The following is a 21905-nucleotide window of genomic DNA, read 5'->3' as shown; positions in this document are numbered from 1 at the left end:
GCCGGCCCGCGGTGGGGCCCCCCCCCCCCGTCCCCGCGGCCCCCCCCCCAAACGTTGGGGCGGAGGGCGACGCCCCCCCCGCCCCACAGCCGTCTGGACCTACTCGGAGACGCCGAGCTTCTCCAGGATGAGCTCCTTGACGCGGGCCGCGTCGGCCTGGCCGCGGGTGGTCTTCATGACCGCGCCGACCAGGGCGCCGACGGCGGCGACCTTGCCGCCGCGGATCTTGTCGGCGATGGCCGCGTTGCCCGCGATGGCCTCGTCCACGGCCGCGCCGAGCGCGCCCTCGTCCGAGACGACCTTCAGGCCGCGCTTCTCGACGACCTCGTCCGGGGTGCCCTCGCCGGCGAGAACGCCCTCGATGACCTGACGGGCCAGCTTGTCGTTCAGGTCGCCCGCCGCGACCAGGGCCGCGACCCGGGCCACCTGGGCCGGGGTGATCGGCAGCTCGTCGACGACGACGCCCTGCTCGTTGGCGTTGCGGGCCAGCTCGCCCATCCACCACTTGCGCGCGGCGGCCGAGTCGGCCCCCGCCTCGATGGTGGCGACGATGGAGTCGACCGCGCCCGCGTTGAGGATGGACTGCATGTCGTGCTCGCTGACGCCCCACTCCTCGCGGAGCCGGTTGCGGCGCACGCGCGGCATCTCGGGCAGGCCGCCGCGCAGCTCCTCGACCCAGTCACGGGCCGGGGCGACGGGGACGAGGTCGGGCTCCGGGAAGTACCGGTAGTCCTCGGCGTTGTCCTTGATGCGGCCGGCCGTGGTGGAGCCGTCCTCCTCGTGGAAGTGCCGGGTCTCCTGCACGATCGTGCCGCCGGACGACAGCACGGCCGCGTGGCGCTGGATCTCGAAGCGCGCCGCACGCTCGACGGAGCGCAGCGAGTTGACGTTCTTCGTCTCGCTGCGGGTGCCGAACTCGGACTCGGGGGTCGGGCGCAGCGACAGGTTCACGTCGCAGCGCATCTGGCCCTTGTCCATGCGGGCCTCGGAGACGCCGAGCGCCTTGATGACCTCGCGCAGCTCGGCCACGTACGCCTTCGCGACCTCGGGGGCGCGCTCGCCCGCGCCCTCGATCGGCTTGGTGACGATCTCGATGAGCGGGATGCCGGCGCGGTTGTAGTCCAGCAGGGAGTGGGACGCGCCGTGGATGCGGCCGGTGGCACCGCCGACGTGCAGCGACTTGCCGGTGTCCTCCTCCATGTGGGCGCGCTCGATCTCCACGCGGAAGATCTCGCCGTCCTCCAGCTGTACGTCGAGGAAGCCGTTGAAGGCGATCGGCTCGTCGTACTGGGAGGTCTGGAAGTTCTTCGGCATGTCCGGGTAGAAGTAGTTCTTCCGGGCGAAGCGGCACCACTCGGCGATCTCGCAGTTCAGCGCGAGACCGATCTTGATGGCCGACTCGACGCCGATCGCGTTGACGACCGGGAGCGAGCCGGGCAGACCGAGGCAGGTGGGGCAGGTCTGCGAGTTGGGCTCGGCGCCCAGCTCGGTGGAACAGCCGCAGAACATCTTGGTCTTGGTGCCGAGCTCGACATGGACCTCAAGGCCCATGACGGGGTCGTACGACGCGAGGGCGTCTTCGTACGACAGCAGTTCGGTGAAGGTGGTCACGGTGAAACTTTCCCTCTCAGCCCAGCAGGACGTCGTCGTCGCCCAGGCGCTTCAGCTCGCGGTACAGGATCGCGAGGCCGGTGACGATGGCGGCGGCGGACACGACGGCGTCGACGAGCTGCAGTGTGTCGTGCTCGGTGCGGGCCTTTCGCACCTGCTTGAGCACACTGAAGGCACCGAAGGCGGTGGTGCCCATCGACAGGTAGGTCCCGGTCTTCGACTTCTTGAAGCCCTTGGCCTTGGACAGCGCACTCGAACTCACAGCGACGGAGCCTCCTCAAGCAGCGGGTGGCCCCAGCGCTCGACGAAGGCGGCCTCGACGGCCGCGCCGACCTTGTACAGACGGTCGTCCTTCATCGCCGGGGCGATGATCTGCAGACCGACCGGGAGACCGTCCTCCGGTGCCAGGCCGCAGGGGAGCGACATGGCGGAGTTGCCGGCCAGGTTGGTCGGGATGGTGCACAGGTCCGCGAGGTACATCGCCAGCGGGTCGTCGGTGCGCTCACCGATGGCGAAGGCGGTGGTCGGGGTCGTCGGGGAGACGATCACGTCGACCTGCTCGAAGGACTTCTCGAAGTCCTTCGTGATGAGCGTGCGGACCTTCTGGGCGGAGCCGTAGTACGCGTCGTAATAGCCGGAGCTCAGCGCGTACGTACCGAGGATGATGCGGCGCTTGACCTCGTCGCCGAAGCCGGCCTCGCGGGTCAGGGCGGTGACGTCCTCGGCGGACTTGGTGCCGTCGTCGCCGACGCGCAGGCCGTAGCGCATGGCGTCGAAGCGGGCGAGGTTCGAGGAGCACTCGGACGGCGCGATCAGGTAGTACGCGGCCATCGCGAGGTCGAACGACGGGCAGTCCAGCTCGACGATCTCGGCGCCGAGCTCCTTGAGGAGCTCCACCGACTCGTTGAAGCGCTGGACGACGCCGGCCTGGTAGCCCTCGCCGGCGAACTGCTTGACCACACCGACGCGCATGCCGGCGACGGAGCCGTTGCGGGCCGCCTCGACGACCGGCGGGACCGGGGCGTCGATGGAGGTGGAGTCGAGCGGGTCGTGGCCGGCGATGACCTCGTGGAGCAGCGCCGCGTCCAGGACCGTACGGGCGCAGGGTCCGCCCTGGTCGAGGGAGGAGGAGAAGGCCACCATGCCGTAGCGGGAGACGCCGCCGTAGGTGGGCTTGACGCCGACGGTGCCGGTGACGGCGGCGGGCTGGCGGATGGAACCGCCGGTGTCCGTGCCGATGGCGAGCGGGGCCTGGAACGCGGCGAGGGCGGCGGCGCTGCCGCCGCCGGAGCCGCCGGGGATCCGGGTGAGGTCCCACGGGTTGCCGGTGGGGCCGTAGGCGCTGTTCTCGGTGGAGGACCCCATGGCGAACTCGTCCATGTTGGTCTTGCCGAGGATGACGACGTCGGCCTCCTTCAGCTTGCGCGTCAGGGTGGCGTCGTACGGCGGGATCCAGCCTTCGAGGATCTTCGAACCGACGGTGGTCGGGACCCCGACGGTGGTGAAGATGTCCTTGAGCGCGAGCGGGACGCCGGCCAGCGGGCCGAGCTCCTCGCCGGCGGCCTTCTTGGCGTCGACGGCGCGGGCCTGCGCGAGGGCGCCCTCGCGGTCGACGTGCAGGAAGGCGTGGACCTTCTCGTCGGTCGCCTCGATCCGGGCCAGGTGGGCCTCGGTGACCTCGACGGCCGTGAGCTCGCCGGAGGCGATCTTCTCGGCGGTCTGCGCGGCCGTGAGCTTGATGATGTCGATCATGACTGTTAGTCCTCCCCCAGGATCTGCGGCACCTTGAAACGCTGCTGCTCCTGGGCGGGAGCGCCGGAAAGCGCCTGCTCGGGGGTGAGCGACGGACGGACCTCGTCCGCGCGCATGACGTTCGTCAGCGGCAGCGGGTGGGAGGTCGGCGGGACGTCTTGGTCGGCGACCTCGGAAACGCGGGCGACCGCGCCGATGATGTCGTCGAGCTGTCCTGCGAAGTGGTCGAGCTCTTCGCCGGACAGCTCCAGACGTGCCAGCCGAGCGAGGTGGACGACCTCCTCGCGCGTGATGCCAGGCATGCAGCGATCCTCTGGGGTTGGAGTTCTGGGCGTACGCCCAATCCTAGAGGGCGCCACCGCCCGGAATCGCATCACATTCCCCGCCCCCGGGTCGGCGGGGACGCCGGCGGCGGTCCGGGGGCCCGGACGGACTCCGTCAGGGGGCGCCGGTCGGGGTTTCGGCGGCGGCCGCGGCGGCGGCGAGTTCCGCCGTGATGTCGGCCGGACGGCGCCAGCCGCGTTCGCCGCGCGCCAGCAGCCAGGCCGTCGCCTCCTGGGGCGGCATGGCGGCGGCGACCAGCCAGCCCTGGACGGCGTCGCAGCCCAGGTCCCGCAGGCGTTCCCAGGTCTCGTCGTCCTCCACGCCCTCGGCGACGACCAGCAGCCCCAGGGAGTGCGCCAGGTCCACCGTGCACCGCACGATCTCCGCGTCCTGCGCGTCGACCGCCAGCCGGGCGACGAAGGACCGGTCGATCTTCAGCTCGCTCACCGGGAGCCGGCGCAGGTGCACGAGCGAGGAGTAGCCGGTGCCGAAGTCGTCCAGGGACATCTTCACCCCGTGGCCGGTCAGCCCGGCCATGGTGTCGGCCGCCCGCTGGGGGTCCTCCAGCAGCACGTGCTCCGTTATCTCCAGCTGGAGGCCGCTCGCCGGGACCCCGTGCCGGGCCAGGCGCGCGGCCACCGCTCCGGCGAAGCCCGGGGTGTGGACGTCGCGCGGCGAGACGTTGACGGCGACCGGGACCTTCAGGCCCTGCGCCCGCCAGCGCGCGACCTGCGCGAGGGCGGTCTCCAGGACGTATTCCGTCAGGTGCGGCATCAGTCCGGAGGTCTCGGCGATCGCGATGAACTCGTCGGGCGGGACCCTTCCCCGCTCCGGGTGCACCCAGCGGACGAGTGCCTCCAGCCCCGCCACCTGCCCGTCGAAGCGGACCTTCGGCTGGTAGTGGAGTTCCACCTCGCCGGCGTCCAGGGCCCGCCGCAGGTCGCCGAGGAGGCCGAGCCGGTCGGGGGTGTTGCTGTCGCGCTTGGACTCGTAGACCTCCACGCCGGTGCGGTCGCGCTTGGCCTGGTACATGGCCACGTCGGCCCGCCGCAGCAGCCCCTCCGCGTCCAGTGCGTGGTCGGGGAAGACGGCGAGGCCGGCGCTGGCCTCCAGGACGAGGGTGAGGCCGTCCAGGTCGAGCGGGGAGCTGAGCTCGGCGACCAGGTGGCGGGCGACCCGCTGGGCGCTGGTGGTGGAGTCGGTGAAGGGGAGCAGGACGGCGAACTCGTCGCCGCCGAGCCGGGCCGCCTCCGCGTCGGGCGGGAGGGCCTGGCGCAGCCGGTCGGCGATCTGGAGCAGCAGCCGGTCCCCCGCCAGGTGGCCGAGGGTGTCGTTGACGGCACGGAAGCGGTCCAGGTCGATCAGCACCAGGGCCGACCGGGTGCCCAGCCGTTCGGCCTCGTCCAGCGCGGACCAGGCCCGCTCCAGCAGCCACTGCCGGTTCGGCAGCCCGGTCAGCGGGTCGCGCAGCTGTTCCTCGGCGCGGGCCCGGGCGATCCACAGGGTGGAGTCGAGGGCGATGAGGGGTACCGCGAACAGCGGCAGCAGCACCGGCTGGGTACTGGCGACCACGCAGATCAGCGGGGCGATGCCGAGCAGGGCCGCGGCGACGAGCGCCTGCCGGATCAGGGCGGTACGGGCCACGGTGGGCAGCCCGCCGCCGCGCGGGGTCAGCGCGAACCACAGCAGGACACGGGTGACGAGCAGGTAGGAGACGGCGACCAGGACCACCTCGGGGACGGCCGCGAGGTCCCAGGTGGTGGGCGACCAGGGCGCCCCGACGGTCGGGGCGTCGCCGAAGGCGGCCAGGACGAGGGCCCCCGCGCCGATGCCGAGGATGTCGACGGAGCCGTGCAGCAGGCCCTGGCGCCAGCGGTGCCGGCGGGCGGCGCCGACCAGGGAGACCACCGCGAGCGAGACGAGTCCGGCCGGGATCCACCCGTAGAGGATGAGCACGCCGAGGGTGAGGGCCGCGCCCGACCCGGTGCCGCCCCACCAGCGGTCCCGGCCCAGGGCCACGAGGTGGCCGACGATGATGCCCGTGAGCAGGGCCAGCGCCCAGCCGACGGTGCCTCCGGGGAACAGTGCCTGACGGTCGGTCAGCGCGAGGGCGATGCCGCCGAGGAGCACGACGGCGGACAGGCCCACGACGACGAGGGGCAGCACGGTGCGCCGCCGCCCCTGCCCCGTCCCGCCGCCCGAGCCGGTGTCGAGGGCACGGGTCTCCGGCGTCCTGGCCCCCAGGACACCGAGCCGGCCCGCCCGCATGGGCGGGATGTCCCCGCCGAATTCAGGTGACGGGTCGGCGCTTTCGGTGGGTTTCATGCCCGTCCCTCTCACAGCCGGCGATGCCGATGTCACGCGATGGCCCCGATGTCATGCCATCACGGCCGGAAGCGCATCAGGCAGCCGTGCACGACAGGCGCACCCCACAACAGTAGGACGCGAGAGGCTCCCAGGGGCAGCTGTCGGCGGTGGTTGCCCGAATGCGACCCAGCCATCCTCATCAGTACGGTATCCGCCGAACGGGTGAGTTTGGACCAGGACCCCCGGCTCCCCCATCCGATGATCCGACAGCTCACCGCCCCAGGACCAGCCCTGTACCGGCCGTTTACCACCGGACTCCGCGCCGGGCGTGCGCCCGCCCGTACGGCCGCACGCCACGCATCCGTTCGCCTTCGCCACTCCCGCGGGCGATTCCCGTTCGGGCTACTCGCCCGCCGCGCCCCCGCCGTCGATCGGCAGCGCCGCCTCGCGGGCCGCGTCCGGTCCGCGCTCCAGCAGGACGGCGAAGCCCGCGTCGTCGAGGACGGCCAGCCCCAGCTGCATCGCCTTGTCGTACTTGGAGCCGGGATTGTCCCCGACCACCACGAAGGAGGTCTTCTTCGACACCGAGCCCGTCACCTTGGCGCCCCGGCTCTGCAGGGCCTCCTTGGCGCCGTCGCGGGTGTGGCTCTGCAAAGTGCCGGTGACGACCACGGTCAGCCCCTCCAGCGGACGCGGGCCCTCCTCCTCGGCGGAACCTTCCTCTTCCATGCGGACACCGGCCTCCCGCCACTTGCGCAGGATCTCCTGGTGCCACTCGACGGCGAACCACTCCTTGAGGGAGGCGGCGATGATCGCCCCGACGCCCTCGGTGGCGGTCAGCTCCTCCTCGGTGGCCTGCTCGATGCGCTCGATCGAGCGGAACTCCCTGGCCAGGGCCTCCGCCGCGACCGGTCCGACGTGACGGATCGAGAGGCCGTTGATGACGCGGGCGAGCGGGCGCTGCTTGGCCGCCGCGATGTTCTCCAGCATGGCCAGGGCGTTCTTCTTGGGCTCGCCCTTCTGGTTGGCGAAGACCGTGACGATCTTCTCCTCGCCCGTCTTCGGATCCCGCTTGGGCAGCCCGCTGTCCTGGTCGAGGACGTACGCCTTGATCGGCAGCAGCTGCTCGATGGTGAGGCCGAAGAGGTCGCCCTCGTCGAGGAGCGGCGGCTCGGCGGGCTCCAGCGGGCCGGTGAGCGCAGCCGCCGCGACGATCCCGAAGTTCTCGATGTCAAGGCTCTGTCTGCCGCCGAGGTAGTAGAGCCGCTCGCGCAACTGCGCGGGGCAGGACTGCCCGTTGGGGCAGCGGACGTCGATGTCCCCCTCCTTCATCGGCCGCAGCGCCGTCCCGCACTCGGGGCACTGCGCGGGCATCACGAACTCCCGCTCGCTGCCGTCGCGCAGGTCCACCACCGGGCCCAGGATCTCGGGGATGACGTCGCCCGCCTTGCGGAGCACGACGGTGTCCCCGATGAGCACGCCCTTGGCCTTGACGACCTCCTGGTTGTGCAGGGTCGCGAACTCCACCTCGGAGCCGGCCACCGTGACCGGCTCCACCTGTGCGTACGGGGTCACGCGCCCGGTGCGGCCGACCCCGACCTTGATGTCGATCAGCTTGGTGTTGACCTCTTCCGGGGCGTACTTCCAGGCGATCGCCCAGCGCGGGGCGCGGGCGGTGGAGCCCAGCCGGCCCTGGAGGGCGATCTCGTCGAGCTTGACGACCACTCCGTCGATCTCGTGTTCCACCGAGTGCCGGTTCTCGCCGAAGTACGCGATGAAATCGCGCACTTCGGCGAGCGAGGAGACGACCTTGTTGTGCCGGGCGGTGGGCAGGCCCCACTCGTGGAGCAGCTCGTAGGCCTGGGACTGGCGCTCGATCTCGAAGCCCTCGCGGGCGCCGATGCCGTGCACCACCATGTGCAGCGGGCGGCTCGCGGTGACCTTCGGGTCCTTCTGGCGCAGCGAACCGGCCGCCGCGTTGCGCGGGTTGGCGAAGGGCTTGCCCTCGGCCTCCACGAGCCGGGCGTTGAGCTCCTCGAACTTCTCCATCGGGAAGAAGACCTCACCGCGGATCTCGACGAGGGCCGGGATCCGCTCACCCTTCAGCCGGTCCGGGATCTCGGCGATGGTGCGGACGTTCGGCGTGATGTCCTCGCCGGTGCGGCCGTCGCCGCGGGTGGCGGCCCGGGTCAGGCGGCCGTTCTCGTAGGTGAGGTTGACGGCGAGGCCGTCCACCTTGAGCTCGCACAGGTAGTGGAAGTCGGGGGTGTTGACGTCGCGGGCCACGCGCTCGGCCCAGGCGGCCAGTTCCTCGTCGTCGAAGGCGTTGTCGAGGGAGAGCATCCGCTCGCGGTGCTCGACGGAGGCGAAGTCCGTCTCGTACGCCCCGGCCACCTTCTGGGTGGGCGAGTCGGGGGTGCGCAGCTCGGGGTACCGGTCCTCCAGGGCCTCCAGTGAGCGCAGCAGCCGGTCGAACTCGGCGTCGCTGACGACCGGCTGGTCGTTGACGTAGTACCGGAAGCGGTGCTCCTCGACCTGCTCGGCGAGCAGCGCGTGCTGTTCACGCACCGCCGTCGGTACCGCCGTGTCCTGCTGTTCGGCTGCCATGCCGTGTCCTCCCGTGGCCCGTCTCGTCCGTCACTCAGGGTTGTCGGCGAGCGACCTCGCCGCCCTGACGCAATGGGCCTGCACCGCGCGGGCGTACGCGGGCGACGCGCCCGCCAGACCGCACGAGGGGGTGACCACGACGGACTCGGCGAGAGTCCCCGGAGCCAGCCCCAGCCTGCGCCAGAGCTTCCTGACACCCATGACGCTACCGCCCGGGTCCGACAACGGACCGTCGGTGCCGGGCACCACTCCGGCGAAGAGTTTCACACCGCCTTCGACGGCTTCCCCGATGGCGTCGTCCTCGCGCTCGGTGAGCAAGGAGAAATCGAACGAGACCCCCGTGGCGCCCGCCCGGCGCAGCAGGCCGAAGGGGACCTCGGGGGCGCAGGAGTGCACGATCACCTCCCCGTCGTGGACGGCGAACAGGTCCCGCAGGGCGGATTCGACGACCTGCCGGTCGACGGCGCGGTAGGTGCGGTAGCCGCTGGCGGAGCGGACCCGGCCGAGCAGGACGGCGGTGAGCGAGGGCTCGTCGTACTGGAGGACGATCTCGGCGCCCGGGATCCGCTTGCGCACGTCGGCCAGGTGGTCGCGCAGGCCCTCGGCGAGGGATCCGGCGAGGTCCCGGCAGGCGCCGGGGTCCTGGAGCAGTGCCTCGCCGCCGTGCAGTTCCAGCGCGGCGGCCAGGGTCCACGGCCCGACGGCCTGGATCTTGAGCTTGCCGGTGTACCCCTGGGTGAACTCCTCCAGGGCGTCGAGGTCCTCGCCGAGCCAGGAGCGGGAGCGGCGGGTGTCGCGGCCCGGTCGGTCGCTGATCCGCCAGCCGCTCGGCTCGACGTGGGCGTACAGGTCGACGAGGAGGCCGAGGGAGCGGCCGATCATGTCCGCGCCGGGTCCGCGTGCGGGCAGTTCGGCGAGGTAGGGGAACTCCTCGAAGGAGCCGGTGACGGTCTTGGCGGCCTCGCGGGCGTCGCCGCCGGGCAGCGAGCCGACGCCGGTGGCGCTCGCGGTCATCGGCCGGGCCTGACGCTCAGGTCGTTGACCTCGGCGTCGCGCGGGAGGTCCACGGCCATGACGATGGTGGTCGCCACGGACTCGGGGTCGATCCAGTGGGCGGGGTCGTACTCCTTGCCCTCCTGGGAGTGCACCTTGGCCTGCATCGGGCTCGCCGTGCGGCCCGGGTAGACGGAGGTGACGCGGATGCCGTTCGGCTTCTCCTCGGCGCGCAGGGAGTCGGCGAGGGCCTTGAGGCCGTGCTTGGAGGCGGCGTAGGCGCTCCAGTCCGCGTGGGCGGTGAGGCCGGCGCCGGAGTTGACGAAGACGACGGTGGCCTTGGAGGCCCGCAGGGTGGGCAGCAGCAGCCGGGTCACCTCGGCGGGGGCGATCAGGTTGACGTTGAGCTGCTGGTGCCAGGTCTTGGGGCGCAGCTCCGCGACGGGTCCGAGGTCGACGATCCCGGCGATGTGCAGGAGGGAGTCGATCCGCTCGGGGACGGGCTGCTTGGAGAAGGCCCAGGACAGCCGGTCGGGATCGGCGAGGTCGCCCACCAGGGTCCGCGCGCCGGGGTGGCGCTCGACGAGCTGCCGGGCGCGGGCGGCGTCGCGGGCGAGCAGGACGAGGTCGTCGCCGCGGGCGTGCAGGCGGGCGGCGACGGCGGCGCCGATGCCGGATCCGGCACCGGTGATCAGGTGAGTAGCCATACGGACCATGCTCGCACCCCTTCGGGGCCCGGGGTCCGCCCGGTGCGTCGCCCGGTCGCCGGCGCCGTCGCGGAGCGGTCAGAGTCCGGCGGCCGCGCGCAGGGACGCGGCCGTCTCCGAGGCGTCGTAGCCGGCGGGGACGCCCTCCACGAGGACGGCCTCGCCCGGTATGTGGTCGGTGCGCAGCGGGAGGATGGCCCGGTAGGCGTCGGAGGCGTACCAGGCCCGGGCCCGCTCCATGTCCGGGAAGCCGATCACGACGAGGGTGCCGGGGAAGGGGCCCTCCAGGACCTCGACCTCCTTGCCGTGGACGAGGAAGCGGCCCTCGTAGGGGTCCATGGTCGACTGGATCCGCTCGATGTATTCGAGGACCGCCCCGTTCACGGTCTCGGGACGGAGGTGGGCGATGGCGTAGGCGGTCATGGTCTTCTCCCCTGCCGGGCGGACGATCGGGCTGTTGGTCCGATGCTGTCAGCGGGCGGGGGGCCGGTCGATTACCTCCGGGGTCATGCCGGGGCGGGATGCGCGGCCGGGTCGGCGGCGGGGCCGTGGAAGGTGCGGCGGTAGGCGATCGGGGAGACCCCGAAGGCGGTCCGCATGTGCTGGCGCAGGGAGTTCGCCGAGCCGAAGCCGGACCGGTGCGCGACCAGGTCGACGGGGAGGTCGCTGGACTCCAGGAGCTGGCGGGCGATCTCCAGGCGCTGGCCGGTGAGCCACTGGACGGGGGTCATGCCGACCTCGTCGCGGAAGCGCCGGGTGAAGGTGCGCAGGCTCATCCGGGCGTGGGCGGCCAGTTCGGCGAGGGTGAGGGGCTCGGCGAGGCGTTCCAGGGCCCAGGCGCGGGTGGCGGTGGTGGTGGCGACGGTGGGCGCGGGGACGGGCCGGTCGATGTACTGGGCCTGGCCGCCGTCGCGCCAGGGCGGTACGACGCACATCCGGGCGGTGCGGTTGGCGACGGAGCTGCCGTGGTCGCGGCGGATCATGTGCAGGCACAGGTCGACCCCGGCGGCGACGCCGGCGGAGGTGAGCACGTCGCCGTCGTCGACGAAGAGGACGTCCTCGTCGACGGTGACCCGGGGGTAGGCGCGGCGGAACTCGGGGGCGAGGTTCCAGTGGGTGGTGGCGGGCCGGCCGTCGAGGAGGCCCGCGGCGGCCAGTACGTAGGAGCCGGTGCAGATGGAGACCAGGCGGGTGCCGGGGCGGATGCCCGCCACGGCCGCGGTGACCGCGGGGGGCAGGGGGCCGCCGCGGGCCAGTTCGGGCATGGCGTGGGTGGGCGGGACGATCACCGTGTCGGCGGCGGCGAGGGCCTCGGGCCCGGCGGCGGGCTGGACGGTGAACCCGGCGTCGCTGAGCACCGGGGCGCCGTCGGCGGTGCAGACGGTGACCTCGTAGAGGGCCGCGCCGGCCTCGTCCGTCGCGCTGCCGAAGACCCGGGACGCGATGCCCAGCTCGAAGGGCGGCACGCCGGGGAGGGCGAGCACCGCGATCCGGTGGAGTCCTCGTCCGTCGGTGTCCGCTGCCGTCCCGCACTCCCTGCTCATGGCCAGATCCTGTCACAGGGTGGCCATCAGGCCAACACCACGGACCGCGGGACTGTCCGAACGTGGGGTGTGCGGCCGGGAAGCCCCGGCGCGAGACGGACCGAAAACGACGGACCGGAACCGACGGACGGAAAGAGGCGGACGGACATGCGCGCGATGATCGTGAAGGACTGGGGCGGACCGGAGAACCTGGTCGAGCGGGAGCTGGAGCGTCCCGAGCCCGGCATGGGCGAGGTGCTCGTCCGGGTCCACGCGGCCGGGGTGAACCCGGTGGACTGGAAGACCCGCGAGAGCGGCGGCCTGATCCCCTGGGGACCGGTTCCGGCGGTCGGCTGGGACGTGTCGGGCACCGTGGAGGCCGTGGGACCGGGCGTGACCCTGTACCGGGCGGGCGACGAGGTGTACGGGATGCCCCGCTTCCCGCAGCAGGCCGGCGCGTACGCCGAGTACGTGACCGCCCCCGCCCGGCACCTCGCGCGCAAGCCGGCCTCGCTGAGCCACGTGGAGGCGGCGGCCCTGCCGCTGGCCGCGCTGACCGCCTGGCAGGCGCTGGTGGACACCGCCCGGGTGTCGGCCGGGCAGCGCGTCCTGGTGCACGCGGCGGCCGGCGGGGTCGGCCACCTCGCCGTGCAGATCGCGAAGGCCCGGGGCGCGTACGTGATCGGCACGGCGAGCGCCGGCAAGCACGAGCTGCTGCGCGGGCTCGGCGCGGACGAGGTGATCGACTACCGCGGCACCGACTTCGAGGACGCGGTCGCGGACGTGGACGTCGTCATCGACGCCGTCGGCGGGGACCACGGGGAGCGTTCGCTGAAGGTGCTGAGGCCCGGCGGGCACCTGGTGACCCTGCCCGGACCGGACGGGCTCCCGGCCGACCCGCGGGGCGTGCACGCCTCCTGGGTCCTGGTGGAGCCGGACCTGAAGGGGTTGGAGGAGATCGCGGCCCTGGTCGAGCGGGGTCTGCTCAAGCCGCTGATCGACACGGTGCTGCCGCTGGAGGAGGCCGCGAAGGCCCACGAGATCGGTGAGCGGGGCCGCACCACCGGCAAGATCGTCCTGACCGTCGCCTGAGGGCGGCCGGCCCGCCCCGGCGGTGGTCGGGAGAGGGTTCGCCCCGCCGGCGCCCCGGACGGGCGGGGCGGGGCGGGACGCCGGGGTCAGACCGCGGCGGCCGCGGCCTTCGTGGTGGCGGCGATGGTGGCGGAGCCGACCACGCGGGTGCCGTCGTAGAGCACGATCGCCTGGCCGGGGGCCACGCCGCGGACCGGCTCGGCGAAGGTGACGCGCAGCTCTCCGTCCACCATCTCGGCGAAGACCTCGGTCTCGCCGCCGTGGGCGCGCAGCTGGGCGGTGTAGGTGCCCGGGGCGGCTGCCACGGCTCCGCACCAGCGGGGGCGGATCGCGGTGAGGGCGCTGACGTCGAGGGCCTCGACGGGGCCGACGGTGACCGTGTTGTTCACCGGGGAGATGTCGAGCACGTAGCGGGGCTTGCCGTCGGGGGCGGGGTGGCCGATCCGCAGGCCCTTGCGCTGGCCGATGGTGAAGCCGAAGGCGCCCTCGTGGGTGCCGACCTTCTCGCCGCTCTCGTCGACGATGTCGCCCTCGGCCTTGCCCAGGCGGTTCGCGAGGAAGCCCTGGGTGTCGCCGTCGGCGATGAAGCAGATGTCGTGGCTGTCGGGCTTCTTCGCGACGGCCAGACCGCGCTCCTCGGCCTCGGCGCGGATCTCGTCCTTGGTGGTGAGGGTGTCGCCGAGGGGGAAGAGGGCGTGCGCGAGCTGCTTCTCGTCGAGGACGCCGAGGACGTAGGACTGGTCCTTGGCCATGTCGGAGGCGCGGTGCAGCTCGCGGGTGCCGTCCTCGTTCAGGACGACGGTGGCGTAGTGGCCGGTGCAGACGGCGTCGAAGCCGAGGGCCAGGGCCTTGTCGAGCAGCGCCGCGAACTTGATCTTCTCGTTGCAGCGCAGGCACGGGTTCGGGGTGCGGCCGGCCTCGTACTCCGCGACGAAGTCCTCGACGACGTCCTCGCGGAAGCGCTCGGCGAGGTCCCAGACGTAGAAGGGGATGCCGATGACGTCGGCGGCGCGGCGGGCGTCGCGGGAGTCCTCGATGGTGCAGCAGCCGCGGGCCCCGGTCCGGAAGGACTGCGGGTTCGCGGAAAGCGCCAGGTGGACGCCGGTGACGTCGTGCCCGGCTTCGACCGCTCGGGCGGCGGCGACGGCGGAGTCCACGCCGCCGGACATGGCGGCCAGGACGCGAAGGGGGCGGGCGGTGCGCGGCAGGTTCTCAGTCATAGCACCGTCCAGAGTACGGGGAACCGCGCGGGGTCACGGCGCGTTATCGGCTGTGGGGGGTGGATCACATGGCGGAGCAGGGGACGAAGGGGCCGGGGAAACCGGGCGGGCGCCCGGCGGGCCGGACCCGAAGGGTGGTGCTCTTCGGCGGTCTGGGGGTGCTCGGGGCGGCGGCGCTCGTGAGCCGGGAGGAGATCGGGCGGGCCTGGTGGCTGCTGCCCGGCGTGCGCAAGCCGCGCAAGGAGGGTGAGCTGGACCACGCGGGGGCGAGCTGGACCGCGGCCTCCCCGGCGAACTGGCGGATGGCGGACCGGCCCGACGACTACCGGGTGGACCGGATCGTCGTGCACGTCACCCAGGGCAGTTTCGCGTCCTCGGTGGACGCCTTCAAGAATCCGTTCCACAAGGCGTCGGCGCACTACATCGTCCGCCAGGACGGGCACGTGGAGCAGATGGTGCGCGAGCTGGACGTGGCCTTCCACTCCGGGAGCCGCTCGATGAACGAGCGCAGCGTGGGCATCGAGCACGAGGGTTTCGTGGACCGGCCGCAGGACTTCACCGACGCGCTGTACGCGGCGTCGGCCCGGCTGGCCGCCGATGTCTGCCGGAGGTACGGCATACCGGTGGACCGCACCCATTTCCTGGGGCACTCCGAGGTCCCGGGCGCCGACCACACGGACCCGGGCCCGCACTGGGACTGGGACCGCTACCTCGGGCTGGTCCGCGCCGAGCTCACGGCGACCGCCACTCCGGCCGCCGCTTCGCGCGGTCCTAGCTGAGGCCCGCCGTACGGGCGCGTTCGACGGCCGGGCCGATGGCGGCGGCCACCGCGGCGACGTCGTCGCGGGTGGAGGTGTGGCCGAGGGAGAACCGCAGGGTGCCCCGGGCCAGCTGCGGGTCCGTGCCGGTCGCCAGCAGGACGTGGCTGGGCTGGGCCACGCCCGCGGTGCAGGCCGAGCCGGTGGAGCACTCGATGCCCTGGGCGTCCAGGAGCAGCAGCAGGGAGTCGCCCTCGCAGCCGGGGAAGCTGAAGTGGGCGTTGGCGGGGAGGCGGTCCTCGGGGTCGCCGCCCAGGACGGCGTCGGGGACGGCCGCCAGGACGGCGCCGATGAGCTCGTCGCGCAGGGCGCCGACCTCGGTGGCGAAGCGTTCGCGCCGCTCGGCGGCCAGGACGGCCGCGACGGCGAAGGCGGCGACGGCCGGCACGTCGAGGGTGCCGGAGCGGACGTGCCGCTCCTGGCCGCCGCCGTGCAGGACGGGGACGGGGCTCTGGTCGCGGCCGAGGAGCAGCGCGCCGATGCCGTACGGTCCGCCGATCTTGTGGCCGCTGACCGTCATGGCGGCGAGGCCGCTGTCGCCGAAGCGGACGTCGAGCTGCCCGAAGGCCTGGACGGCGTCGGAGTGCAGCGGGATGGCGAACTCGCCCGCGATGTCGGCCAGTTCACGGACCGGCATGACGGTGCCGATCTCGTTGTTGGCCCACATGACGGTGGCCAGGGCCACGTCCTCGGGAGCCCGCTCGACGGCTTCGCGGAAGGCCTCGGGGTGGACCCGGCCGTGGCGGTCGACGGGCAGGTACTCGACCCGCGCGCCCTCGTGCTCGCCCAGCCAGTGCACGGCGTCGAGGACGGCGTGGTGCTCGACGGGGCTGGCGAGGATGCGGGTGCGGGCGGGGTCAGCGTCGCGGCGGGCCCAGTAGAGGCCCTTGACGGCGAGGTTGTCGGCCTCGGTGCCGCCCGCGGTGAAGACCACCTCGCTCGGGCGCGCGCCGAGTGCCTCGGCGAGGGACTCGCGGGCCTCCTCGACGGTGCGGCGGGCCCGGCGGCCGGCGGCGTGCAGGGAGGACGCGTTACCCGTGGCGGCGAACTGCGCGGTCATCGCCGCAGCGGCTTCCGGGAGCATCGGCGTGGTCGCGGCGTGGTCGAGGTAGGCCATGATCCCCCGATTCTACGAGTCCCCGGGCGCCGGGTTCCCCGGGGTACGCGGGACCGGGACGGCCCGGGGGCGCGAGCGGGGCGCGACCCGGGCCGCGGTCCGGACCAGGCCGGGCCGTGGTCCGGGCCGCGGGTCGCGGCGGGGGCTACGGGCGCGGGGCGCGGGCCAGCTGGCGGGACTGGGCCACCAGGCGGTCGGCGGAGTCCCAGACCTCGGCGTCCTCCTCCAGGAAGCCGCCGGCCAGGTTGCGCGTGACGATGCCCACCCGCAGCGGACCGGGGGCCGGGCGGCAGCGGATGTGGGCGGTCAGCTCGACGGTCGGGGCCCAGCCCAGCAGGCCCAGGTCGAAGGCGGTCGGCGGGAGCGCGTCCACGGCGAGCAGCAGCGACAGCGGGTCGGCGTCGCGGCCGTCGGCCAGCTCGAACCAGGCCCGCATCTCGCCCTTCCCGGACGGTGCACCGACCGCCCAGCCGGCGGTCGCCGGGTCCAGGCGCAGCCGGAGCCGGTCCACGATGGCGGAGCTGCCGGGGATCGGCGCCGGGCCGGCCTCGGCGCCGAGGCAGTCCTCGTAGGGCGGGATGACGGGCGGCCGCGCCACCGTGTGCACGGCGTCGGGGAGGGCGTCGAGGTCGCCGTAGGAGGCGACCACGCGGATGCGCTCGACCTCGGCGCCGTTCTCGTCGAACTGGAAGAGGGAGGCCTGGCCCGTGGAGAGGTTCCGGCCGGCCCGGACGACCTGCGTGCGGATCACGGCGGGGCCGGGCACCGAGGAGGTCAGGTAGTGGGCCGAGACGGTGAAGGGGTCCGGGTGCGGCAGGGCCGCGGACAGGGCCCGGCCCACCAGGGCCAGCAGGTAGCCGCCGTTGACGGCGGTGATGATCGTCCAGCCGGCGGAGAGTTCCGCGTCGTACACCCCGGGCTCGCCCGCGCGCGGGGCGATGGTGGTGTCGCGGTCGAATTCGCTGTCGCCGATGGTGGCCTGGGCGGCTGTGTGTGACATGGCTCGAAGGTACACCTGCAAGCTACTAAGCGGTAGCTTTGTTTTGGGGGGTGGGGCTACGGCTCTTCGGCCACCGCGGAACGGCGGTTCCACGCCAGCGGGGCCCGCCAGTGGTAGCGCATCGCGAGCAGCCGCAGGACGAAGGTGGTGACGATGGCGATCGCCGTCGTCAGGGCGTTGAGCACCTCCAGACCGATGAAGACGGCCACCATCGAGGCGCCGACCATGGCCGGAACGGCGTACATCTCCCGGTCGCGCAGCAGCGAGGGCACCTCGTTGACGAGCATGTCGCGCAGCACGCCGCCGCCGACGGCCGTGGCCAGACCGAGCGCGGCGGAAGCGGTCAGGCCCAGGCCGTACTCGTAGGCCTTGGTCGTGCCGGTGACGCAGAAGAGGGCGAGGCCGGCGGCGTCGCAGACGTTGATGGCCCGGTTGATCCGCTGCACCTCGGGGTGCAGGAAGAAGACGATCGCGGAGGCGATCAGGGGCGTGACGAAGAAGCTGAGCTGGCCGAAGGCGGCGGGTGGCACGGCGCCGATGACGACGTCGCGGAAGAGGCCGCCGCCGAGGGCGGTGACGAGGGCGAGGACGGCGATGCCGAAGACGTCGAAGTTCTTGCGGACGGCGAGCAGGGCGCCCGCCAGGGCGAAGACGAAGATGCCCGCGAGGTCCAGGGCGTGCTGGACGTCGGGCGGGAAGAGATCGTGGAGCACCCCGCCATTGTCGCCCGGCGCAAGCCGGGCCGACGCCGGAGGCTCCGCCGGACGGCACGGGCGGCCCCGCCGGGGCGGCACGGACGGCTCCGCCGGGGCGGCACGGGCGGCTCCGCCGGGGGCACCGGTGGCTCCGCCAGAACGCGCGGGTGGCTCCGCCGGTCAGCACCGGTCGCTCCGCCGGAACACACGGGTGGCTCCGCCGGTCAGCACCGGTCGCTCCGCCGGAACACACGGGTGGCTCCGCCGGGCGGCACCTGTGGCCCCGCCGGACGGCACGGATGGCTCTGCCGGACGGCACCGGCGGCTCCGCCGGACGGCACCGGCGGCTCTGCCGGGCGGCGCGGATGGCTCCGCCGGTCGGCACCGGTGGGCACGCGGGGGCTGCGCCCCTCCCCTCGGGTGACGGGGCGGCTCCGCCGGGCGTGCCCGGGGCATGCGGGGCCCCTTCCCTGCGGGTGCCGACCATCTCGGCCGACGGGGGCCGGGCACGCACCGGTGGCTCCGCCGGTCGCACGTTGCGGCGGAGACGGTGGCACGGTGCGGCGGGGACAGTGGCACAAGTGGTGGGGACAGTGGCACACGTGGCGGAGACGGACGCACGGTCGCACAGTGCGGCGGGGACGGTGGCGCGGGCGGCGGGGACGGTGGCGCGGGCCGCAGTGCTGCGCGGGGGTCTGCGCGGGGTGTGCCGGGTTCCGCCGGGGTGCGCCGGGTGCGGGCCGGTGTGCCCGGGGGGGTGGTTCCGGGGCGTCGCGGGCGGGGGCCGGTTCCGGTGGGTGTTGCCGGGGGGGAAGGGATCGGCGGGGCCCCGGGGTGTCCCGGGGCCCCGCCCGGGGGTGGTGGGTCCGTCCGCTACTCCGGACCCGCCGCCCCCACGACCGTCCTGCCCGGGTCACCGCCCGGCCAGGGCAGGGTCTACTCGGAGGCCACCGCCACCGCCTCGGTCGCGCCCGGCAGGGCCGGGTCGCCCGGCGCCTGGTCGGGAGCGTTCTCCGGGTGGTGGCACGCCACCTGGTGCCCGGTCTTCAGGGCGACCAGCGGCGGGTCCACCTTGGTGCACATCTCCGTCGCCTTCCAGCACCGCGTGTGGAAGCGGCAGCCGGCCGGCGGGGAGATCGGCGAGGGCACGTCGCCCTTGAGCAGGATGCGCCCGCTCTTCGCCCCGCGCCGCCGCGGGTCCGGGACCGGCACCGCAGACATCAGCGCCGTCGTGTACGGGTGCATCGGGGCCTCGTACAGCGACTTCCGGTCGGCGAGCTCCACGATCTTGCCGAGGTACATCACCGCGATGCGGTCCGAGACGTGCCGGATGACCGACAGGTCGTGCGCGATGATCACGTACGTCAGGCCGAGCTCCTCCTGGAGGTCGTCCAGCAGGTTCACCACCTGGGCCTGGATCGACACGTCCAGCGCGGAGACCGGCTCGTCCGCGACGACGAGCTTCGGCTTGAGGGCCAGGGCGCGCGCGATGCCGATCCGCTGGCGCTGGCCGCCCGAGAACTCGTGCGGGTAGCGGTTGAAGTGCTCGGGGTTCAGGCCGACCAGCGACAGCAGCCGCTGGACCTCCGCCTTCAGGCCGCCCTCGGGGGTGACCTTCTGGAGCCGGAAGGGAGCGCTGACGATCGTGCCGACCGTGTGGCGCGGGTTCAGCGAGCCGTACGGGTCCTGGAAGATCATCTGCACGTCGCGGCGCAGCGGTCGCATGCCCGCCACGCCCAGGTGCGTGATGTCCCTGCCTTCGAACTCGATCCGGCCGCCGGTCGGTTCGAGCAGCCGGGTGATCAGGCGCCCCATGGTGGACTTGCCGCAGCCGGACTCGCCGACGATGCCGAGGGTCTCGCCCCGTCGTACCTCGAAGTCGATGCCGTCCACGGCCTTGACGGCCCCGGCCTGCCGGCGCAGCAGCCCCTTGTTGATGGGGAAGTGCTTGACCAGCCCGGTCACCTTCAGGAGCGCGTCAGCGGTGTCGGTTTCGGGCGTCTCGGGCGCCCCGGGGGTTTCAGGCTTCTCGGTCACAGCTTCGGCGCAATCTCTTCGGTCCAGATCCGGGTCCGCTCCTCCTGCGACATGTGGCAGGCGGACCAGTGCCGGCTGTCGTCCTCGGTCAGCTCGGGGCGCTGGGTACGGGTGATGCCGCCCTTGGGCACGTCGGCGTAGGGGCACCGGGGGTTGAAGGCGCAGCCGCTCGGGATGTTGATGAGGCTGGGCGGCGAGCCCTTGACCGGGATCAGGCGCTCGGTCTGGTCGCGGTCGATGCGCGGCATGGAGCCGAGCAGGCCCCAGGTGTAGGGGTGCCGGGGGCCGTAGAAGACCTTCTCGGCGGTGCCGCGCTCGACGCACCGGCCGCCGTACATCACGAGGATGTCGTCGGCCATCTCGGCGACCACGCCGAGGTCGTGCGTGATCATGATGACCGCGGAGCCGAACTCCTTCTGGAGGTCGCGGATCAGGTCGAGGATCTGCGCCTGGACGGTGACGTCCAGGGCGGTGGTCGGCTCGTCCGCGATGAGCAGCTCGGGGTTGTTGACCAGCGCCATCGCGATCATGGCGCGCTGGCGCATGCCGCCGGAGAACTCGTGCGGGTAGGCGTCCACGCGCCGGTGGGGCTCCGGGATGCCGACGCGGTCGAGCATCTCGACGGCGCGGGTGCGGGCCGTCTTCTTGTCGACGTCGTGGTGGGTCCGGTAGGCCTCGACGATCTGCTTGCCGACCGAGTAGTACGGGTGCATCGCGGACAGCGGGTCCTGGAAGACCATGGCCATCTTGCGGCCGCGCAGGCGGCGCACCCGGTCGGCGTCGGCGGCGACCAGGTCCTCGCCGTCGAGCACGACCTCGCCAGAGATGTGGGGGCGGCTGCGCGCGTTGCCGGTGCGGTGCAGGCCCATGATGGCCAGCGAGGTCACCGACTTCCCGGAGCCGGACTCGCCCACGATGCCGAGGGTCTTGCCGCGCTCCAGGTCGAAGGAGAGTCCGTCGACGGACTTCACCAGGCCGTCGTCGGTCGGGAAGTGCACGCGCAGGTCGCGTACGGAGAGGAAGGGGGCCGCGTCGCGCGGTCCGCCCTGCTCCGGGACGAAGGCGGGCTCGTCGGAAACGGTCTTGGTCACGTCAGCCTCACGCGCGGGTCGATGACGGCGTACAGCAGGTCCACGATCAGGTTGGCCATCACCACGAACAGCGCGGCGAGCAGGGTGACTCCCATGATCACGGGGAGGTCGCCCTGGCCGATGGCGGCGACGGCCGCCGTCCCCAGACCCTGGAAGTTGAAGGTCGTCTCGGTGAGCACCGCGCCGCCGAGGAGTCCGCCGAGGTCGAGGCCGAACATCGTGACGATCGGGGTGAGGGTGGAGCGCAGGGCGTGCTTGCGGATGACCACGCCCTCCTTGAGGCCCTTGGCGCGCGCCGTGCGGATGTAGTCCTCGCCGAGGACTTCCAGCATGGTCGCCCGGGTGATGCGGGCGTAGGTGGCGGCGAAGAGGAAGGCCAGGGTGACCCAGGGCAGGATCATGCTGTTGAGCCAGGCCAGCGGATCCTCGGTCAGGGGTTTGTAATTGGAGACGTCGAGCCAGCCGAGGCTGTAGACGAAGACCGCCGGGGCCACCATGCCGGTGAAGAAGATGGGCAGGGAGACGCCGGCGAGGGCGCCGACCATGACGGTGCGGTCGATGGCGGTCCGGCGTTTGAGCGCCGAGACCACTCCGGTGGCCACACCGGCCAGCACCCAGATGACCGCCGCGCCGAGGGCGAGCGAGAGGGTGACCGGCATGCGGTCGAGCATGGTCTGCCAGACGGGTGCCTCGCTCTTGAAGGAGTAGCCGAAGCACGGCGCGGCGCAGTGCGTGACCTCGGTGCCCGCGTCGTAGTCGCGGCCGACGAAGATCCCCTTGAGGAACACCCAGTACTGCTCGGAGATCGGCTTGTCGAAGCCCATCTTGACCCGGATGCCCTGCAGGGCGGTCTCGCTGGTCTCGCGGCCGGCGTACATGAGCGCGGGGTCGCTGCCGGTCAGCTTGGGGACCGCGAAGAAGATGCCGAAGGTGACCGCGGAGACCACCAGCAGCGTGGCGGCGACGTTGAAAAGCCGCCGTATGAGGTAGACGAGCACTGCAGTCGGCCGC

The 21905-nt window shown here is 72.9% G+C and carries 19 protein-coding genes; 2 read left to right on the top strand and 17 right to left on the bottom strand.

The features are described 5' to 3' along the window. Positions 1-99 precede the first annotated feature (99 nt). The 10 genes from gatB to ABZW32_RS01880 all read right to left on the bottom strand — a co-directional run bounded on the left by gatB (position 100) and on the right by ABZW32_RS01880 (position 11845). Positions 100-1611, bottom strand: coding sequence for an Asp-tRNA(Asn)/Glu-tRNA(Gln) amidotransferase subunit GatB (gene gatB / locus ABZW32_RS01925; protein WP_356209863.1), 1512 nt, complete (start codon positions 1609-1611; stop codon positions 100-102). 16 nt (positions 1612-1627) lie between these two features. Next, a complete protein-coding gene (locus tag ABZW32_RS01920; protein ID WP_356209976.1) occupies positions 1628-1807 on the bottom strand; it encodes a hypothetical protein in 180 nt (59 codons plus the stop codon). A 62-nt stretch (positions 1808-1869) separates the two neighbouring features. Further along, positions 1870-3363 (bottom strand): Asp-tRNA(Asn)/Glu-tRNA(Gln) amidotransferase subunit GatA, encoded by a 1494-nt coding sequence (gene gatA, locus ABZW32_RS01915; protein ID WP_030236122.1) that lies wholly within the window; start codon positions 3361-3363, stop codon positions 1870-1872. 5 nt (positions 3364-3368) lie between these two features. After that, complete coding sequence (gene gatC / locus ABZW32_RS01910; protein WP_266842456.1) at positions 3369-3665, bottom strand: Asp-tRNA(Asn)/Glu-tRNA(Gln) amidotransferase subunit GatC; 297 nt, start codon at positions 3663-3665, stop codon at positions 3369-3371. Positions 3666-3801: 136 nt separating this feature from the next. Beyond that, entirely contained in the window at positions 3802-5955 is a 2154-nt protein-coding gene (locus ABZW32_RS01905) for a bifunctional diguanylate cyclase/phosphodiesterase (RefSeq protein ID WP_356209974.1), read from the bottom strand. Positions 5956-6396: 441 nt separating this feature from the next. Then, a complete protein-coding gene (gene ligA / locus ABZW32_RS01900; protein WP_356209861.1) occupies positions 6397-8601 on the bottom strand; it encodes an NAD-dependent DNA ligase LigA in 2205 nt (734 codons plus the stop codon). Positions 8602-8631: 30 nt separating this feature from the next. Then, on the bottom strand, positions 8632-9615 hold the full coding sequence (locus ABZW32_RS01895) for a methionine synthase (protein ID WP_356209858.1): 984 nt from the start codon (positions 9613-9615) through the stop codon (positions 8632-8634). Continuing rightward, complete coding sequence (locus ABZW32_RS01890) at positions 9612-10301, bottom strand: SDR family oxidoreductase (RefSeq protein ID WP_356209855.1); 690 nt, start codon at positions 10299-10301, stop codon at positions 9612-9614. The genes ABZW32_RS01895 and ABZW32_RS01890 overlap by 4 nt, the downstream gene beginning before the upstream one ends. A 78-nt stretch (positions 10302-10379) precedes the next feature. Further along, complete coding sequence (locus ABZW32_RS01885; protein WP_356209853.1) at positions 10380-10724, bottom strand: DUF1330 domain-containing protein; 345 nt, start codon at positions 10722-10724, stop codon at positions 10380-10382. A gap of 83 nt (positions 10725-10807) precedes the next feature. Beyond that, the gene (locus tag ABZW32_RS01880; RefSeq protein WP_356209850.1) at positions 10808-11845 is read right to left on the bottom strand and encodes a helix-turn-helix domain-containing protein; all 1038 of its coding nucleotides are present in this window, start codon (positions 11843-11845) and stop codon (positions 10808-10810) included. Between the two features lie 147 nt (positions 11846-11992). Here ABZW32_RS01880 and ABZW32_RS01875 point away from each other — a divergent pair, with 147 nt between their 5' ends. Then, entirely contained in the window at positions 11993-12916 is a 924-nt protein-coding gene (locus tag ABZW32_RS01875; RefSeq protein ID WP_356209849.1) for an NADP-dependent oxidoreductase, read from the top strand. An 86-nt stretch (positions 12917-13002) separates the two neighbouring features. Here ABZW32_RS01875 and mnmA read toward each other — a convergent pair whose 3' ends face one another. Then, the gene (mnmA, locus tag ABZW32_RS01870) at positions 13003-14136 is read right to left on the bottom strand and encodes a tRNA 2-thiouridine(34) synthase MnmA (RefSeq protein WP_356209847.1); all 1134 of its coding nucleotides are present in this window, start codon (positions 14134-14136) and stop codon (positions 13003-13005) included. A gap of 68 nt (positions 14137-14204) precedes the next feature. On the opposite strand from mnmA, the gene ABZW32_RS01865 reads away from it, so the two are divergent. After that, positions 14205-14915, top strand: a complete 711-nt coding sequence (locus ABZW32_RS01865; RefSeq protein ID WP_356209845.1) for an N-acetylmuramoyl-L-alanine amidase — start codon at positions 14205-14207, stop codon at positions 14913-14915. Here ABZW32_RS01865 and ABZW32_RS01860 read toward each other — a convergent pair. The 6 genes from ABZW32_RS01860 to ABZW32_RS01835 form a co-directional block, all read right to left on the bottom strand. Continuing rightward, a complete protein-coding gene (locus ABZW32_RS01860) occupies positions 14908-16071 on the bottom strand; it encodes a cysteine desulfurase family protein (protein ID WP_356209843.1) in 1164 nt (387 codons plus the stop codon). The genes ABZW32_RS01865 and ABZW32_RS01860 overlap by 8 nt on opposite strands. 145 nt (positions 16072-16216) lie before the next feature. Further along, a complete protein-coding gene (locus tag ABZW32_RS01855; RefSeq protein WP_356209840.1) occupies positions 16217-17071 on the bottom strand; it encodes a thioesterase family protein in 855 nt (284 codons plus the stop codon). Positions 17072-17127: 56 nt separating this feature from the next. Next, on the bottom strand, positions 17128-17784 hold the full coding sequence (locus ABZW32_RS01850; protein ID WP_356209837.1) for a trimeric intracellular cation channel family protein: 657 nt from the start codon (positions 17782-17784) through the stop codon (positions 17128-17130). A 918-nt stretch (positions 17785-18702) separates the two neighbouring features. Next, complete coding sequence (locus tag ABZW32_RS01845) at positions 18703-19803, bottom strand: dipeptide ABC transporter ATP-binding protein (protein WP_356209835.1); 1101 nt, start codon at positions 19801-19803, stop codon at positions 18703-18705. Next, on the bottom strand, positions 19800-20894 hold the full coding sequence (locus tag ABZW32_RS01840; protein WP_030236084.1) for an ABC transporter ATP-binding protein: 1095 nt from the start codon (positions 20892-20894) through the stop codon (positions 19800-19802). Before ABZW32_RS01840 ends, ABZW32_RS01845 begins: the two co-directional genes overlap by 4 nt. After that, on the bottom strand, positions 20891-21892 hold the full coding sequence (locus ABZW32_RS01835; RefSeq protein WP_030236081.1) for an ABC transporter permease: 1002 nt from the start codon (positions 21890-21892) through the stop codon (positions 20891-20893). The genes ABZW32_RS01840 and ABZW32_RS01835 overlap by 4 nt, the downstream gene beginning before the upstream one ends. Positions 21893-21905 lie beyond the last annotated feature (13 nt).

The organism is Streptomyces sp. NPDC004667, assembly GCF_040609475.1.
Lineage (GTDB): Bacteria > Actinomycetota > Actinomycetes > Streptomycetales > Streptomycetaceae > Streptomyces.
This window is presented reverse-complemented; position numbering and strand designations above follow the sequence as displayed.

What these genes read in the sequence shown, in the direction of transcription:
- ABZW32_RS01920 (WP_356209976.1), bottom strand. Translation starts at nt 1,807, where the DNA reads ATGGGCACCACCGCCTTCGGTGCCTTCAGTGTGCTCAAGCAGGTGCGA.
- gatA (WP_030236122.1), bottom strand. Translation starts at nt 3,363, where the DNA reads ATGATCGACATCATCAAGCTCACGGCCGCGCAGACCGCCGAGAAGATC.
- gatC (WP_266842456.1), bottom strand. Translation starts at nt 3,665, where the DNA reads ATGCCTGGCATCACGCGCGAGGAGGTCGTCCACCTCGCTCGGCTGGCA.
- ABZW32_RS01905 (WP_356209974.1), bottom strand. Translation starts at nt 5,955, where the DNA reads ATGCGGGCGGGCCGGCTCGGTGTCCTGGGGGCCAGGACGCCGGAGACC.
- ligA (WP_356209861.1), bottom strand. Translation starts at nt 8,601, where the DNA reads ATGGCAGCCGAACAGCAGGACACGGCGGTACCGACGGCGGTGCGTGAA.
- ABZW32_RS01895 (WP_356209858.1), bottom strand. Translation starts at nt 9,615, where the DNA reads ATGACCGCGAGCGCCACCGGCGTCGGCTCGCTGCCCGGCGGCGACGCC.
- ABZW32_RS01890 (WP_356209855.1), bottom strand. Translation starts at nt 10,301, where the DNA reads ATGGCTACTCACCTGATCACCGGTGCCGGATCCGGCATCGGCGCCGCC.
- ABZW32_RS01885 (WP_356209853.1), bottom strand. Translation starts at nt 10,724, where the DNA reads ATGACCGCCTACGCCATCGCCCACCTCCGTCCCGAGACCGTGAACGGG.
- ABZW32_RS01880 (WP_356209850.1), bottom strand. Translation starts at nt 11,845, where the DNA reads ATGAGCAGGGAGTGCGGGACGGCAGCGGACACCGACGGACGAGGACTC.
- ABZW32_RS01875 (WP_356209849.1), top strand. Translation starts at nt 11,993, where the DNA reads ATGCGCGCGATGATCGTGAAGGACTGGGGCGGACCGGAGAACCTGGTC.
- mnmA (WP_356209847.1), bottom strand. Translation starts at nt 14,136, where the DNA reads ATGACTGAGAACCTGCCGCGCACCGCCCGCCCCCTTCGCGTCCTGGCC.
- ABZW32_RS01865 (WP_356209845.1), top strand. Translation starts at nt 14,205, where the DNA reads ATGGCGGAGCAGGGGACGAAGGGGCCGGGGAAACCGGGCGGGCGCCCG.
- ABZW32_RS01860 (WP_356209843.1), bottom strand. Translation starts at nt 16,071, where the DNA reads ATGGCCTACCTCGACCACGCCGCGACCACGCCGATGCTCCCGGAAGCC.
- ABZW32_RS01855 (WP_356209840.1), bottom strand. Translation starts at nt 17,071, where the DNA reads ATGTCACACACAGCCGCCCAGGCCACCATCGGCGACAGCGAATTCGAC.